Source organism: Caulobacter sp. GW821-FHT12A07 (genome assembly GCF_058807655.1).
Genome location: NZ_JBXAQX010000015.1, coordinates 46,658 through 62,556, shown reverse-complemented (window position 1 = coordinate 62,556; position 15,899 = coordinate 46,658). Strand labels below are relative to the sequence as shown.

The window sequence follows — 15,899 nt, the reverse complement described above, 5'->3', positions numbered from 1 at the left end:
GCGCGCTCCGACACCAGCGAAAAACATTCCACATTTCAGCGTGTTGCAGGGATGAAATGTGAACCATCCCGATCCTTCTCCCCTTGCGGGAGAAGGTGGCGGCCGAAGGCCGACGGATGAGGGGTCGCACAAACGCAAAACGCCGCGACGGCCGATCGGCTGTCGCGGCGTTCGATGTCTGAGAGACCCCTCACCCGACCCTGCTCCGCAGGGCCACCCTCTCCCGCAAGGGGAGAGGGGTCAGGATCATTTCCCCGAGACCAGTTCCTTCACCAGCGCCTCGCGGCCGTAGACCTTGGTCAGGGCCTCGGTGATCGCCGCCGTCGAGACCACCACGGTGCGGTTGATCGAGCCGTCATAGCCGAAGGCGCCGCCCAGCGAGTGGATGTTGCCGTCGAAGGCGGCCCCGATCACCCGGCCCTTGGCGTCGATCACCGGCGAGCCGGAATTGCCGCCGATGATGTCGTTGGTGGTGACGTAGTCGTAGACCGTCTTGGGGTTCAGCTTGTCCTTGGCGGCGATCCAGCGCGGCGCGGCCTCGAAGGGCTCGGCGCCGGTGACGCGGTCGTAGAAGCCGGCGAAGTCGGTGAAGGGCGTGATCGTGCGGCCGCGATGGGTCCAGCCGGCGACCTTGCCGTACGACAGGCGCAAGGAGAACGTCGCGTCCGGATAGACGCTGTCGCCCAGCACCGCGAAGCGGGCCTTGGCGATGCGCTCGGCCGCCGCGTCGGTAGGCGCGGTGACGGTGGCCTCATAGGTCTTGCGCACCTCGCGGCCCGCGCCTTCGGTCTTCAGCACGAACTGGATCATCGGGTCGTCCGAGGCCTGGACGGCGGCCAGCCCCCCGTCCCACAGCGCCTTGCGCACGGCCGGATCGGCCAGCTTGCTGCCGGCGACCAGGCGGGCCGACAGGCCCTCGGGGCTTTCCTTGCCCAGCAGCAGCTTCACCGCCGGCGCGTCGGCGGTCAGGTACTCGCGGGTCTTCAGCAGCCAGTGCTCGAGATAGAGCTGCTCCAGCGGCGCATCGACCGGCTTGACGTCCAGCAGGCGCTTCTCGGCCAGCGGCAGGCGCGTGTCGGCATATTCCGGCAGGCGCTCGGCCGAGGGCTTGGCGCGCTCCTGAGCGCCGCGCACCAGCGTGCGGGCGTAGCCGTAGAGGTCCGAGCCGCCGCCGGCCGAGGTCTCCAGCTGGCGCATGGCCACGAACTGGTCGGCGAGCGCGACCTGCGCCTTGTCGATCTCGCCCCACGGATCGCCGATCTCGGCCGAAAGCTTCGGATCGGCCGCGACCTTGGCCTTCAGGTCGGTCTCGGCGGCGCGCTTGGCGTCCATGAACTTCTTGTCGCTGAGCACGAACTGCTGGCCGAAGAACACCTTGAAGCTGTTCTCCACCCCGGCCAGCGGCTGGTTGGCGATGCGCTTGTTCTCTTCGCTCCGCTCGCCGAACTGGATCAGGCGGCCGCGCATCTCCGAGCGCTGCAGCTGGCCGACCGGGATGATCAGGTCGCGGTTGGTCTCCAGCTGCGAGACGGTCAGCTGGCGCTGGGTGGTGCCCGGATTGCCGGCCACGAAGGTCGGCTCGCCCTCGACCGGGGCGGTGGCGCGCCAGGTCAGGTGATTGGGCGTCACGGCGGGCTTGCCGTCCTCGTACAGGCGCAGGAAGGCGCTATCGAGGTTGAAGCGCGGGAAGTTGAAGTTGTCCGGGTCGCCGCCGAAGAAGGCCGTGGCGTATTCCGGCGCGAACACCAGGCGCACGTCGGCGTAGCGGCGGTACTTGTACACCTTGTACTGGCCGCCCCGGTAGAAGCTGATGGTCTGGCAGCGCAGGGTCTTGTCCTGGCCGCAGGCGGCCAGCTCGGCGGTGGCGAAGGCGGCGTCCCGCGCCTTGACGAAGTCCTGGCCGGTCTTGCCCGCGCCCGCGGCCTTCACCTGGTCGGTGACGTCGACGATCGACAGCAGCACCTCGGCCTGCATGCCCGCGCACTTCAGTTCTTCCTCGCGCGCGCCGGTCAGGAAGCCGTCCTTGACGTAGTCCTTGCCCTCGCTCGACAGCGACTGCGAACAGTCGGCCACGCAGTGGTTGTTGGTCAGGACGAGGCCCTGCCCCGACACCACCGAGGCCGAGCAGCCCGTGGTCAGGCGCACGGCCGAGGCGCGCACGGTGTCGAGCCACTTCTGGTCGATGTCGACGCCGTAGGTCTGCTTGACCTTGGCCGAGGGGAAGTTGTCGAAGGTCCACATCCCCTCGTCGGCCTGGGCGGCGCCGGCGGCCGCGAACGAGAGCACCAGGGCCGAGGCGGCCAGAGTCGAAATCTTCATGAGGCGTCCTTGCCTAACGCGTGTCCCTGACGCGGATGATTACCCGGGCGTCGCCGATGCCGATACCGGCGTACAATGTAACACCTCATAGCCAAGCCGAACCGCCGCCGCCAGCCCTGTTTCGCCAGCCCTGTTTCGGATGTCGGCGTGCCGACGCAACAAACGTGCTCCCACACGGCGTTTCGTCGCAGGGATTTAGCTTACCCCGATTTAACTTGGCCGCACGGCGATCCCACTGTTCTCCTACAACCGTGAATTGGGGGAGCGGTCCGTAATGTCGTTGGCCTTGGCCACGTTGCTGTACGAGTGGCGTCGATACATGGCGGCCGTCGTCGCCCTGGCCTTCTCGGGCCTGCTGGTGCTGGCGCAGGTCGGCATGTTCGTCGGCATCGGCAAGGGCTTCACCGCCCAGATCGACCGCGCCCGCGCCGACATCATGGTGCTGGGCCCCGGCGCCAAGGCGCTGTTCGGCGGCCCCTCGGGCCTGCCCCGCCGGATGATCCCGCTGGTCTACAGCCACCCCGAGGTGATCCAGGTCGCCCCGCTCGACGGTTCGGGCGGCCGCTTCCAGAACATCCTGTCGCCCGAGGAGACGGCCAAGGCCGAGGCCCGCGCCAAGCGCGGCGAAAAGGGCGGCAACGGCCGCAAGACCGAGTTCGTCAACGTCACCGTCATCGACGCCATCCCCGGCTACGTGACCGTGCCGACCGACTACACCAGTTCGATGATCGAGGCCCTGCGCCGCCCCTACGCCGTGGCCGTCGATCAGACCGCGCTCAAGCGGCTGGGCGTCAAGAAGGGCGACAAGGCCCTCTACAACGGCAAGACCATCACCATCGGCGTGGTCACCACCGGCTATCCCAACATCATCCAGCCCACCCTGGTGATGTCACGCGACACCCTGCGCATGCTGGGCGAGGCCGACACCGGCCAGCGCGTCGGCCCGCTGATGGTGCAGATCCGCGACCCGGCCCACGCCGAGGTCGTCGCCGCCCAGCTCAACAAGAAGGCCGACGGCAAGTTCCGCGCCTGGACCCGCCAGGAACTGGCCGACGCCAATTCCGGGGCCATGCTGGAGGACCAGATCATCGGCATCATGCTGGGCTTCTCGGCGTTCCTCGGCCTGTTGATCGGCGTGGCCATCACCTGGCAGACCCTGCGCGGGGCGATCATGGCCAACATCAAGGAGTTCGCCTCCCTGCGGGCCCTGGGCGTCTCCATGGGCGACCTGCGCAACATCGTCATGGAGTTGTCCTTCTGGGTCGGGATCGTCGGCGTGTTCGCCGCGGGCCTGCTGACCTGGCTGGTCAGCCTGCTGGCCGTCGCCGGCGGCGTGCCGATGTACTTCCCGCCGGTGCTGGTCGCGGTCGTCGCCGTCTTCCTCGTCGTCATCGCCATGCTGTCGGGCTTCCTCTCGCTCGGCGTCCTCAAGAACAGCCAACCCGCGGACCTGCTGCGATGAGCGGAAACAACAACGCCCACAAGCGCGGCGAGACCGCCCTGGCCGCCAAGGGCCTGGTCAAGCGGTTCAAGACCGGCCGCACCTTCATCGAGGTGCTCAAGGGGGTCGACTTCAACGCCCGCCACGGCGACGTGACCATGGTCATGGGCCCCTCGGGCTCGGGCAAGTCCACCCTGGTGGCGGCGCTGTCGGGCCTGCTCAAGCCCGACGAGGGCCACGTCTCGGCGCTGGAGGCCGACGACCTGTGGGCGCTGCCGCCGGGCCGCATCGACCGCTTCCGCCTGGATCACTGCGGCTTCATCTTCCAGGGCTTCAACCTCTTCCCCGCCCTCACCGCCAAGCAGCAGGTGATGACGGTGCTGAAGTACCAGGACGTCGGCCCGGGCGAGGCCGCCCGCCGCGCCCAGGCGGCGCTGGAGTCCGTGGGCCTTGGCCCCCGCGTCAACCAGCGACCGTCGGAACTGTCGGGCGGCGAGAAGCAGCGCGTGGCCATCGCCCGGGCGCTCGCCAAGAACCCCAACCTGATCTTCGCCGACGAACCGACCTCCGCCCTCGACGGCAAGAGCGGCGAGACGGTGATCAAGCTGCTGCGCGCGGCCGCCACCGAGCGCGGCGCGGCGGTGATCTGCGTGACCCACGACCCGCGGCTCGAGGCCTATGCCGACCGCGTCATCCACATCGAAGACGGCCGGATCCTGGACGACGTGCGCCGCACGCCGGACGCCGATCCCGCGCCGCTCAGCCACTGATTTCCCGGGGGAAGTTCCACATGCCCAGGTTCCTGCGCCGTCCGGCCTTCTGGATCGTCATCGTCGTCATCGGCCTGCTCGGGGGCGGCTTCTTCTACGTGAAGGGCCAGGCCGCCGAGAAAAAGAAGAAGCTCGAGGTCGCCGCCGCCCAGGAGGAGCCCTCCCCCTACGCGGCCATCGCCAACGGCAAGGCCGACGTCGAGGGCGGCGTGATCCAGGTGGCCGCGCGCCGCCAGGGCATCGTGCGCCAGGTGTTCGTGCAGGAAGGCGATGTCGTGGTCGCCGGCCAGCCCCTGGCCAAGCAGGAGGACGACGAGCCGCGCCTGGCCGCCCAGACCGCCGCCGCCAACCTCGCTTCGGCCCGCGCCCAGCTGGCCCTGCACCAGGTGCAGCTGCGCACCGCCCAGCGCGAGTACAAGCGCCTGCAGAACCTGTCGGCCTCCAACTTCGTCGCCGCCCAGCGCCTCGACCAGGCCAGCGACCAGATCGCCCAGGCCCAGGCCAATATCGGCGCCCAGCAGGCCGCCATCGCCGTCGCCACCGCCCAGGTCGGCCAGGCCAACTTCACCCAGGAGCTGACGGTGATCCGCGCGCCGGCCAACGGCCGCATCGCCCGCCGCTACGCCAATCCCGGCGCCGGCGCCTCGACCCTCAACGTCACCTCGATGTTCGATCTTGAGCCCGACACCCAGCGCATCGTCCGCGCCGAGATCGTCGAGGCCGACCTGCCCAACGTGAAGCCCGGCCAGGAGGTCGAGATCCAGCCCGAGAGCGACCCCGACAAGGTCTATGTCGGCCGCGTCCTGCGCCGCGCCGCCGTCTTCGGCGCCCGCAAGCTGGCCTCCGACGACCCCAGCCAGCGCAGCGACGAACGCGTCGTCGAAGTCGTCGTCAGCGCCGACGGCGCCCCGCTGCTGGTCGGCCAGCGCGTGCTGGTGAAGTTCATGAAGCCCGGCAAGAAGGCCGGCGCCAAACGCGACAAGCCGACCGCTCCGGTGGCCGGCGGCCTGACCAAGCCGAAGAAGACGTAAGAAGCCGCTGAGCGGATCAACCCTCCGCTGCGGTTTCGGCGTGCAAGAGCCGCTCCTCAACGAACCCGACTAAGTACTCGTCGGCGGGAGGCAGAACGCCTTCACTTCGCATGGCGGTGAGCTCACGGAGTATGATCGCCCATGCCTGAGCGGGATGGGGACTGAGCGGCGCCAACCGCGAAAGACTAGCGAGCACATCACGCCGAAGCGTCATGTTCGTAGGGTCCTCACTCGCCAGCCGTTGGCGAATGGCCAATCCTTCCTGATAACGCTTCGATGCCCCGGCCCGATCACTGGACGCCAAGAGCATATCACCGACCTTGTTCAGGCTTACGGATAGATCCCGTGAAATCTCTCCGTTCGCCGGATCCAGGGCAGCCAACCTAAGGCGGATTTCGAGGCTAGCCTCGTAACGCGATAGCGCCCCCGAAAAGTCCTTTCGAGCCCCGAGCACGTCGCCGACCTTTTCCAAGCTGACCGACACATCTCTGTATCGATTACTATTGGTCGGATCTGACGCCGCCAGCACTTGATCAATCTCTAAGCTCTCCTCATAGTGATCTAGAGCCTCCACAAGATCATTGCGCATTCTCAGCACATCACCGACCTTGTCCAAACTCACCGACACATCTCGAGACCGCTCGCGATTGGTCGTATCAGACAACGCTATCTTCCGAGAAATTTTTAAACTCTCGTTGTACTGTGATAGCGCTCCCACAAGATCATTCGTCGCCGTCAGCACATCGCCAACCTTCTCCAAGCTCACCGACATATCCCGTGCGCGCTCGACATTCGTTGGCTCCGCCGCAGCCAATTGACGACGGATTTCTAAGCTCTCCTTGTATCGAGCCAGCGCTCCGGCGAGCTCATTGCGAGCCACCAACACGTCACCGATTTTGTTCAGGCTCACAGACACGTCCCGCGCCTGCGCCGCCCCACTCGCGTCCGACAACGCTAAACGGCGGATTTCCAAGCCATCCTCGTAGCTCGCAAGCGCGCCTGTAAGATCATTTCTCATCATCAATACGTCGCCCACCTTGTTAAGGCACAGCGATACGTCCCTGATAGCGTCAGCAGTCGGATTTAAGGCAGCCAGCCGGCGATGAATCTCTAGGCTCTCCTGGTACAGCACCGACGCTCCGGTAAGGTCATTGCGTACCTTCAACACGTCTCCGAGCACATTGGAGGCGACGCCTCTCTCCCAGCTCTCAGCATCGGTCATCGCCCGCGTGTCGCGCGCCAGTTCGAAAGCCGCTTCGGTTCTATGGGCATCCCTGAGCAGACCGCAAAGCAGAACTCTGGTCCAGAAGTCGCCAGGTTCCAGTCGGAGCGCCTCCTTGTAAGTCTCGATCGCCTTCGCCACAGAGTAGAGAGATTGCAACGCGCCCAATTCGCGATGACGTGCGGCTCCTTCTCGTCGATTGGCGGCGATTGCCGTGAGCAAGGCTTCTTCAGTCTTTTCGACAGCGCCTGCGCCATGCCGAACGGCCTCATCGACCGCCGCGCGGATCGCGGGCTCCGCACTCTCGGCAACCGCGGCGATTTGAGCCATGACTTGCGGGCCGACCTGAGGCCCAACGCCCTCCCCCTCATCTCTTGCCGCGAAAGCCACCACCAGAGCTTCAACCCGCCGTAGCGCTTCCCCCTGGCTGGCGAGCGCCTGCTGCATATCGCCGAACCCGCCAGCCATCTGAATACGCGTCCGCTGACCATCAGCGATCACGTCCCGCCGTCCAGCAGATCGCTCGTCGAAAAAACCCTTGAGCTGCAGCGCATTCGCCAGCGCTCCGACGGCCGCGACACCGAAAAGCCCCCAGGTCGAGGCGCTGGAAAAATCGCTCCAGCCTTGCGAAGTCCAGCAACTGCCGGCGAGGCACGTCACGGTCGCCACACCGGCAACCCCCGCCCCCATCGCCTTGTTCATAGCCGTCATCGCGCGCCCTCCGCCGACAACTCAACCATGCCGGTCAAGCCCCGACAACCCGCCCTTGACGCCCCCTCCCCGCCGCCGCACAAACGCGCGAAACCAAACACGCGTTTGAGGGAGACTTAGGGCATGGCGGACGACATTCGCTTCGACGGTCAGGTGGCGATCGTCACGGGCGCGGGCGGCGGGCTCGGGCGTCAGCACGCCCTGGAACTGGCCCGGCGCGGGGCCAAGGTGGTGGTCAACGACCTGGGCGGATCCGTCGACGGCTCGGGCGGCTCGTCCGACGCGGCCAAGGCCGTGGTCGCCGAGATCGAGGCCTTCGGCGGGCAGGCGATCGCCCACGGCGCCTCGGTGACCGACGACGCCGGCGTCGCCGATCTGGTGAAGACCACGATCGACACCTGGGGCCGCATCGACATCCTGGTCGCCAACGCCGGCATCCTGCGCGACAAGACCCTGACCAAGATGGAGCTGGCCGACTTCGAGGCCGTGATCCAGGTCCACGTCTTCGGCACCTTCAAGCCGATCAAGGCCGTCTGGGACATCATGAAGGCCCAGAACTACGGCCGCATCGTCGTCACCACCTCGTCCTCGGGCATGTACGGCAACTTCGGCCAGTCCAACTACGGCGCGGCCAAGATGGCGGTGCTGGGCCTGATGAACACGCTGAAGCTCGAAGGCGCCAAGAACAACGTCAAGATCAACGCCATCAGCCCCGTGGCCGCCACCCGCATGACCGAGGGCCTGATGCCGCCGGAAGTGCTGGAGAAGCTGAAGCCGGAATACGTGACCCCCGGCGTCGTCTACCTGGTGTCGGAAGACGCCCCGACCGGCGCGATCCTGACCGCCGGCGCCGGCGCCTTCGCCCTCTCGCGCATCTTCGAGACCGAAGGCGTCTATCTGGGCGAAGGCGGGCTGTCGGCCGAGGAAGTCCGCGACAGCTGGGAGCAGATCACCGCCGAGCCGGGCCAGCAGGCCTATTTCAACGGCGGCGAGCAGGGCCAGAAGTTCTTCAGAAAGCTCGCCGGCGGCTGAAGCTTCCCCTAGGTAAAGCATTACGGCGCGGGCGCGGGATCCAGGTCTCGCGCCCGTCGCTTTTCAAAGCTGACAAAATTGTCAAAAGAGCGCCATTCGCGATTTAGGCGAATACATGGCTTTACCTAAGGGAAGCCAGCGTTTCTGACGTAACGACGAATAGAGTGAGGCCTAAAAGCCGCCATTTCTTTGACGCGATGAACAAAATTCACCGCGAAGCGAATAAATAGCAACGTTTTTTGAAAAGATCAGTTAGAGGCGACAGCAACCTCCAGCGCTGCAAGGCGTTTGGCGGACCGAACAGCCTCCCCAAGCTCCCTTAGAAGGTGCGTCAGTCATGTCTCTCTCGCGTAAGCTCCTGGCCGCCGGCGCGGCCGTCGTCGCCCTCGCCGCCGCCTCGCAAGCCTCGGCCTCGGGCTTCTACCTGCAGGAACAATCGGTCCGCGGTTCGGGCCGCGCCTATTCGGGCGAAGTCGCCGACACCGGCGCCGCCAGCCTGTGGTGGAACCCGGCCGCCATCGCCAGCGTCGAGCACGCCGAAGTCTATGGCGGCCTCCACGCCATCCTGGTCAACTCGGACGTCAAGAACACCGGTTCGACCATCACCCGTCCGGGCCAGGCGACCACCGCCATCAGCGGCGAAACCCGCGAGAGCAACCCGATCCTGAACGGTCTGCTGCCGAACTTCGCCGGCGCCTGGCGCCTGAACGACAAGATCGTCGTCGGCCTGTCGACCGCCGCTCCGTACAACTTCACCACCAAGTACGGTGAAGGCAACTTCGCCCGCTACGACGCCCTGAAGTCGCGCCTGACCTCGATCGACATCCAGGGCACGGTGGCCTACCGCCTGACCGACCAGATCGACCTGGGCGTCGGCGTCAGCGCCGAATACGCCGACGCGAACCTGACCAACGCCCTGCCGCAGGTCTCGCCGCTGCTGGCCGACACCGGCCGCCAGTCGCTGACCGGCGACGGCTGGGACTACGGCTGGACCGTCGGCGGCCAGTTCCGCCCGACCTCGACCCTGACCGTCGGCGCCAGCTACCGCTCGAAGATCGAACACACCCTGAAGGGCCAGGTGACGATCGCGGGCCTGAGCAGCGTCCTGGCCGCCAGCAACGGTTCGTTCGACGGTGAAGCCACCATCACCACCCCGTGGATGGCCACCCTGGGCGCCCGCTGGGCCGTGACCCCGAAGACCACGCTGAACGCCTCGGTCAGCCGTATCGGCTGGAGCGAGTTCGACGCCATCCGCGTCACCCGCGCCGCCGGCACCACCGTGATCGACCAGGACTACAAGGACATCACGACCATCGCCATCGGCGTCGATCACCAGCTGACCCCGCGCCTGACCCTGCGCGGCGGCGTCCAGAAGGACCCGACCCCGACGCCGGAAAACGGCCGCACCGCCCGCGTGCCGGACGGCGACCGCATGCTCTACGCCGTCGGCGCCACCTGGGCCGCCAAGCCGAACCTGATGCTCGACGTCGGCGCCAGCTACATCGACTTCGACAAGGCCGTGATCACCCGCACCGACGTCTCGTACGCCGGCACCGCCGCGGCCACGACGACCGTCCTGAAGGGCGAAGCCACCGGTTCGGGCGCCGTGCTCTCGACCGGCGTCCGCTGGACCTTCTAAGGCTTTCCAGCCTCGCGAAAACGGAAAGGCCGCCCGGATCGCTCCGGGCGGCCTTTTTGTTTGTCCGGGGGAGACCCCCTCCGGCCCTCTGGGCCACCTCCCCCAGAGGGGGAGGATTACGCGGCGCAGATGCTCCCCCTCTGGGGGAGCTGTCGCGAAGCGACTGAGGGGGTTTTAGCCCCCGACCGTCGCCCAAACCGCCTTGGCCGCCTGCACGAACGCCTTGGCCGCCGCGCTGTCCGGCGCGGCCAGCACCACCGGCCGCCCGGCGTCGCCGGCTTTGCGCACGGCCATCTCGATCGGCACCTGGGCCAGCACCGGCACGCCCAGCGCCTCGGCTTCCGCCACCCCGCCGCCCGAGCCGAAGATCGGGATCGGCGCGCCGGTCGCCGGGTCGGCGAAGAAGGCCATGTTCTCGATCAGGCCCAGGATCGGCGTCGCGGTCTTGGCGAACATCGCCGCCGCGCGGCGAGCGTCGATCAGGGCGATCTCCTGCGGGGTGGTGACCAGCACCACCCCGTCGATGCGCAGCTTCTGCACCAGGGTCAGGTGGATGTCGCCGGTGCCCGGCGGCAGATCGACGACCATCACGTCCAGCGGCTCGGCTTCGCTGCCCCAGGCCACGTCGTGGATCAGCTGGCGCACCGCCGACGAGGCCATCGGCCCGCGCCAGATCATCGCCCTGCCTTCGTCGACCATGAAGCCGATCGACATCAGCTTCACGCCGTGGGCCTCGAGCGGCAGCAGCTTCTTGTCCTCGAAGGTCGGCTCGCCGTCGACGCCCATCATTCGCGGCGCCGAGGGGCCGTAGATGTCGGCGTCCAGCAGCCCGACCTTCAGCCCCAGCCCCGCCAGGGCGCAGGCCAGGTTGGTCGAGACCGTGGACTTGCCGACCCCGCCCTTGCCCGAGGCCACGGCGATCACGTGGCGCACGTGGGCGGGCTTTTCCGAGGCCGGCGGCGGGGCGACCTGAGCCTGCGGATCGTCGGCCACCCGCGCGCCCTTGCGCACGCGGGTCGTCTCGGCCGGGGCCTGGGCGGTGAGCACCACCTGGGCCCGGGTGATCCCCGGCAGCGCCGCCAGCGCCTTCTCGGCCGCCTCGCGCACCGGCGCGTAGCCGCCCACGCGTGAGGCCGGCACCTCCAGCACGAAGCCGGCCTTGCCCTCGCGCACCACCAGCCCCTGCACCAGGCCGGCCTTCACCAGGCCCAGCCCCGTGGCCGGATCCTCGATGCGATCGAGGGCCTCGCGGGCGTCATCGGGAGTTGCAGAAGAGCTTGCGGTCACGTCAGTGTCTTGCCTTGTCGCGTGGGGGTCCTCATATCCGCGTGCGGGGTTTGTTTTACAACCCCGCCAGCCAACAAGCCTGAGGAGGTCGCCCCGCGGCCTCCGCACCAACAAACCCAAGGAGGTTGCCCGCAACCTCCGCCAACAAGAACGAGCGACGGGAAGACAGCGCCGCCCATGCCCTGGAACGACAACGCCGGACCCGGCCCCTGGGGCTCGCCCCCGCCGGGCGACGACAAGAACGACGGCGGGCGCAAGTCCGACCCGACACGCCGCCCCCCCGGCCCGCCCGGCGTTCCGCCGCCGCCCATCGACGTCGCCGAACTGGTCGACCGCCTGACCGGCCGCCTGCGCGAGACCTTCGGCGGCCCCGGTCGCGGCAAGGCCATCGCCCTGGGCGCCGCCGCCGTGGTCGGCCTGTGGCTGGTGTCGGGCGTCTATGTCGTCCAGCCCAACCAGCAGGGCGTGGTCACCACCTTCGGCGCCTACAGCCGCACCAGCGATCCTGGCCTGCGCTACCGCCTGCCCTGGCCCATCGAGGACGTCGAGCGCGTGCCCGTCACCTCGATCCAGACCCTCGACGTCGGCGGCGTGCCCGGCGCGGAAGTGCCCGCCGAGCGCCTGATGCTGACCGGCGACGAGAACATCGTCGACCTGTCCTTCACCATCCAGTGGAGCGTGTCGGACGCCGGCAAGTTCGTGTTCAACGTCCGCGCCCCCGACGCCGTGATCAAGGACGTGGCCGAAAGCGCCATGCGCGAGGTGGTCGGCAAGACCGCCCTGACCCCAATCCTCACCAACGGCCGCGGCCAGGTCGAAAGCCAGACCCGCGCGCTGATGCAGCAGACGCTGGACCGCTACAACATCGGCGTGCGCATCGAAGGCGTCCGCATCCAGGTCGCCACCACCCCCGCTCCCGTGCTCGACGCCTTCCGCGACGTGCAGCGCGCGGCCCAGAACGCCCAGTCGGCGGCCAACATCGCCCGCGGCGAGGCGGCCACCGTCATCCAGCAGGCCAAGGGCTACCGCGAGCAGGTGGTGCGCGAGGCCGCCGGCGACGCGGCCCGCTTCAACCAGGTCTACGAGCAGTACAAGCTGGCCCCCGGCGTCACCCGCGAGCGCCTCTACATCGAGACCATGCAGCGCGTGCTGGCCAAGTCCAACAAGGTCATCATCGACAGCAAGGGCGCCAACGCCCCGGTGATCCTGCCGTCCGACACCTTCCGTCCGCGCGTCGCTCCCGCGCCCGTCGATGGAGCCGCCCGATGAGCCGCATCCGCAATCCCAACACCCCGCTGATCGCGGCCGGCGCCACGGCCTTCGCCGCCCTGATCCTGCTGTCGACCACCGTCTACCAGGTCGACCAGCGCCAGCAGGCCCTGGTGGTGCGCTTCGGCGACCCCGTGCGCGTGGTGCTCGATCCGGGTCTCCACCTGAAGGCCCCGATCGACAAGGTGCTGCGCTTCGACAAGCGCAACATCGACATCGCCGCCAACCAGGAAGAGGTCACGGCCGCCGACCAGGAGAAGCTCGTCGTCGACGCCTTCGTCCGCTACCGCATCTCCGATCCGCGCCAGTTCTACCGCAAGCTCGGCCGCGAGAGCGTGGCCCGCGATCGCCTCGACCGCATCGTCAACGCCGCCCTGCGCGAGCAGATCGGCCGGCGGAACTCCGAGGACGTGATCGCCGGCAAGCGCGCCGAGATCATGGCCGACATCCGCACCGAGGTCGCCCGTCAGGTCGCCGGCTCGCAGCTGGGGCTCGAGATCATCGACGTGCGCATCAAGCGCGCCGACCTGCCCGAACCCAACCAGCAGGCGGTGTTCGAGCGCATGCAGACGGCCCGCAAGCAGGAGGCCGCCGAACTGCGCGCCATCGGCGACCAGCAGCGCCGCGAGATCGTCGCCACCGCCTACGAGGAAGCCGAGAAGATCCGAGGCGAAGCCGACGCCCAGCGCGCCCAGCTGTTCGCCTCCAGCTTCGGCCGCGACCCCTCCTTCGCCGCCTTCTACCGCTCGATGCAGGCCTACGAGCAATCGCTGGGCCAGGGCGACACGACGCTGGTGCTGTCCCCCGACAGCGCCTTCTTCAAGTACTTCGACAAAGGCCCGGCGGGGTAAGATCCTCCCCCTCTGGGGGAGGTGTCGCGGAGCGACGGAGGGGGGCCGTTTTCAGCTTCCGACCCGCCGACCGCCCTCCTCCGTAAAATCCCCGCGAAAGCGGAACAACTGATCCCTCTCCCCTTGCGGGAGAGGGTGGCCTCCCGGAGGGAGGTCGGGTGAGGGGTCTCTCAGACCTCAACACCGCGTGCAGCGGTTCTGCCGGGCGAGGCGTCTCATGTCTGAGAGACCCCTCATCCGTCGGCCTTCGGCCGCCACCTTCTCCCGCAAGGGGAGAAGGATCGCGGACGGGGATAGAGCGCTGCCAATCCCCGTTGAGCGCGGACCAAAACCCAACCAATCCAACCCCTTGCAACTTTCTCACCGCTCTAGATCAGACGCGCTCAGAACCGCCGCATAATAACCCCGTCTCGCCGCACCGAAGGGGCGCGCGGCCAGCGACCATGCGGCGGCGGGATGCGATCGAGCGGGACTGGGGCGGATTGGGAAGATCCGTCGCGTCCGGGACCTGGCGCTGGCCAGGCCCGCCCGCCGTCGGCTTGGGCGAGGACTACAGAGCACCCCTCTCCTCGTCGCCGTCCGACAGGGAAACCTCGAAGGCGGTCCTGGTAAGGCGTTAAGAGCGCCGCCGCCCGGGAAGCCGGCAGTCCAACGACCGCGCGGAGCGCACGGGCTTCGTCGAAACGGTATCTGTCTACACACCTCCGGGCGTCGCCCGGGCGCTCCGCTCTCCTTCATCAGCTCAGCGGTTCTCCGCGTGAGATCGAGAAGCCATGCGCTCAAGGAACCTCCCCCTGTGGGGGAGGTTCCTCGCGAGCGGCCGCCACCTTCTCCCGCAAGGGGAGAAGGGTCCTACCGCCGCTCCACCGTCTGGCGCGCCATCGGGGCCAGCTTGGCGAGCAGCTTGTTCTGGGCGGCGAAGGGCACGCCTTCCTTGTCCATCGCCCACTGCAGGTTCTCGACCAGGGCGTTGAAGTCGCGGGGCGTGATCCCCTGGTCCTTGTGGGCCTGCGTCATGTCCTTGCCGGTGTAGTCGCAGCCGCCGCCCAGCACGTAGCAGAACTGCTCGGTCAGGGTTCGCTTCAGGCGCACGACGTCGGCGGTGGCGAAGATGTCCTTGATGCGGGGGTCGGCGAGGTTGCGGTCGACGAGATCGCTGGTGATCCGGGCCAGGCCTTCGCGACCATGGAAAGCCTCGAACACCGCCCTGTCGCTCATCGGCGCCGCCCCGGCGTTGGCGTTGGACTGGACATAGGGGTCGACCGGCTGCTCGCCGGGCGGAACGGCGGCGTCCTGGGCCTGGGCCAGACCCGAGAAGCCGAGAGCGAAACCAGCGGCCAGGGCCGCGCGGAGGGCGTTATGACGGATCATGCGAACGATCTCCTAGAAGCCGGCCTGCAGCGAGACATAGAGCCCGCGCTGGTCCTTGAAGGTGGCGATGTCGCCCAGGTCGACATAGGCCACGGTCACCGAGACGGTCTTGTTGACGGCGTAGGCGGCGAAGACGTCGACCCAGTCGCTCTCCTTGGCGAAGCCGAGGTTGTCGGGCTTGGTGCGGTACTCGGCCCCCAGCGCCAGACGCTTGCTGACCAGCCAGCCTGCCGAGCCCTCGAACTGAGCCCGGTAGCTGTCGTTCCTGTCGCCGCCGAAGCCCAGCAGGCCCGTCTGGTTGGCCTTGGTCAGCCGCACCGTGCCGTTGAGCAGCAGGCTCTTGTCGAGCAGCAGCTTGGTGGCGGCCGCGTAGTAGTCGACGCCGCTGTCGTCCTTGCCGCCCACGGCCCGCACGATCGCGCCCTGGTCGTTCTTCTTCCACTGGGCGCCGACGGCCACCTGCGGAACCCAGGTGTCCTGGTCATAGACCAGGTCGCCCAACACCCGCACCTTCACGCCGACGACGTCCTGCTTGAAGGTGAAGCCCTTGCCGAGGCCCAGCTTGGCGCCCGTCGCCCCGGTGTCGAATTCCTGGCGGGCGAGCGACAGCTCGACCCGGTCGAACAGCCCCACCGCCCCGCCATAGGCGCGCAGTTCGTAGTCGGGCACGTTGACATAGGTGGCGTGGACCTTGCCGCCGACGCCGCGCGAGGTCTCGTTGCCGGCGATCACCGCCCAGGTCGACAGGCCGCCGCCGGCGCCGCCTTCCAGGGCGCTGACGCCGCCGGTCAACAGCAGCTTGCCGCCGGGCTCCATCTCGCCGGCCAGGGCCGATCCGCCCCACAGCGCGCACCCCAGCGTCATGGCGCAATACGCACCCGCCAGCACCGCCGTCTTCGTCCCGCCCATGCCGCCCCGATCCCCGAAATCCATGCAGGCGACGCTAGGGGCAAGAC

Annotated in this window: 12 protein-coding genes; 7 read left to right on the top strand and 5 right to left on the bottom strand. The window is 68.0% G+C overall.

Annotated elements, in window-relative coordinates:
- Window positions 1–246 precede the first annotated feature (246 nt).
- On the bottom strand, window positions 247–2,319 hold the full coding sequence (locus tag AC1RRS_RS22960; protein ID WP_492857197.1) for a S46 family peptidase: 2,073 nt from the start codon (window positions 2,317–2,319) through the stop codon (window positions 247–249).
- Between the two features lie 274 nt (window positions 2,320–2,593).
- On the opposite strand from AC1RRS_RS22960, the gene AC1RRS_RS22955 reads away from it, so the two are divergent.
- From AC1RRS_RS22955 to AC1RRS_RS22945, 3 genes are read left to right on the top strand one after another with little or no spacing between them, the layout of a single operon-like run.
- Window positions 2,594–3,781 (top strand): ABC transporter permease, encoded by a 1,188-nt coding sequence (locus tag AC1RRS_RS22955; RefSeq protein ID WP_487289710.1) that lies wholly within the window; start codon window positions 2,594–2,596, stop codon window positions 3,779–3,781.
- Window positions 3,778–4,530, top strand: a complete 753-nt coding sequence (locus AC1RRS_RS22950) for an ABC transporter ATP-binding protein (RefSeq protein WP_492857196.1) — start codon at window positions 3,778–3,780, stop codon at window positions 4,528–4,530. Before AC1RRS_RS22955 ends, AC1RRS_RS22950 begins: the two co-directional genes overlap by 4 nt.
- Before the next feature lie 20 nt (window positions 4,531–4,550).
- The gene (locus AC1RRS_RS22945) at window positions 4,551–5,561 is read left to right on the top strand and encodes an HlyD family secretion protein (protein WP_492857195.1); all 1,011 of its coding nucleotides are present in this window, start codon (window positions 4,551–4,553) and stop codon (window positions 5,559–5,561) included.
- Between the two features lie 16 nt (window positions 5,562–5,577).
- On the opposite strand, the gene AC1RRS_RS22940 is transcribed toward AC1RRS_RS22945, so the two are convergent.
- Window positions 5,578–7,494: a tetratricopeptide repeat protein gene (locus tag AC1RRS_RS22940; RefSeq protein WP_492857194.1), complete on the bottom strand. Its 1,917-nt coding sequence runs from the start codon at window positions 7,492–7,494 to the stop codon at window positions 5,578–5,580.
- A gap of 123 nt (window positions 7,495–7,617) precedes the next feature.
- On the opposite strand from AC1RRS_RS22940, the gene AC1RRS_RS22935 reads away from it, so the two are divergent.
- Together AC1RRS_RS22935 and AC1RRS_RS22930 are read left to right on the top strand one after the other, a co-directional pair.
- Window positions 7,618–8,526, top strand: coding sequence for an SDR family NAD(P)-dependent oxidoreductase (locus AC1RRS_RS22935; protein WP_487289707.1), 909 nt, complete (start codon window positions 7,618–7,620; stop codon window positions 8,524–8,526).
- Window positions 8,527–8,863: 337 nt separating this feature from the next.
- Window positions 8,864–10,165, top strand: a complete 1,302-nt coding sequence (locus AC1RRS_RS22930; RefSeq protein ID WP_110120618.1) for an outer membrane protein transport protein — start codon at window positions 8,864–8,866, stop codon at window positions 10,163–10,165.
- Between the two features lie 174 nt (window positions 10,166–10,339).
- Here AC1RRS_RS22930 and AC1RRS_RS22925 read toward each other — a convergent pair whose 3' ends face one another.
- Window positions 10,340–11,452 (bottom strand): Mrp/NBP35 family ATP-binding protein, encoded by a 1,113-nt coding sequence (locus tag AC1RRS_RS22925; protein WP_492857192.1) that lies wholly within the window; start codon window positions 11,450–11,452, stop codon window positions 10,340–10,342.
- Window positions 11,453–11,629: 177 nt separating this feature from the next.
- On the opposite strand from AC1RRS_RS22925, the gene hflK reads away from it, so the two are divergent.
- Window positions 11,630–12,721, top strand: a complete 1,092-nt coding sequence (hflK, locus tag AC1RRS_RS22920; protein WP_487289704.1) for an FtsH protease activity modulator HflK — start codon at window positions 11,630–11,632, stop codon at window positions 12,719–12,721.
- Window positions 12,718–13,572, top strand: coding sequence for a protease modulator HflC (hflC, locus tag AC1RRS_RS22915; RefSeq protein WP_492857191.1), 855 nt, complete (start codon window positions 12,718–12,720; stop codon window positions 13,570–13,572). Before hflK ends, hflC begins: the two co-directional genes overlap by 4 nt.
- An 852-nt stretch (window positions 13,573–14,424) precedes the next feature.
- On the opposite strand, the gene AC1RRS_RS22910 is transcribed toward hflC, so the two are convergent.
- Window positions 14,425–14,943 (bottom strand): group I truncated hemoglobin, encoded by a 519-nt coding sequence (locus AC1RRS_RS22910; RefSeq protein WP_492857190.1) that lies wholly within the window; start codon window positions 14,941–14,943, stop codon window positions 14,425–14,427.
- A gap of 12 nt (window positions 14,944–14,955) precedes the next feature.
- Window positions 14,956–15,852, bottom strand: a complete 897-nt coding sequence (locus tag AC1RRS_RS22905) for a DUF3034 family protein (RefSeq protein WP_492857189.1) — start codon at window positions 15,850–15,852, stop codon at window positions 14,956–14,958.
- Window positions 15,853–15,899 lie beyond the last annotated feature (47 nt).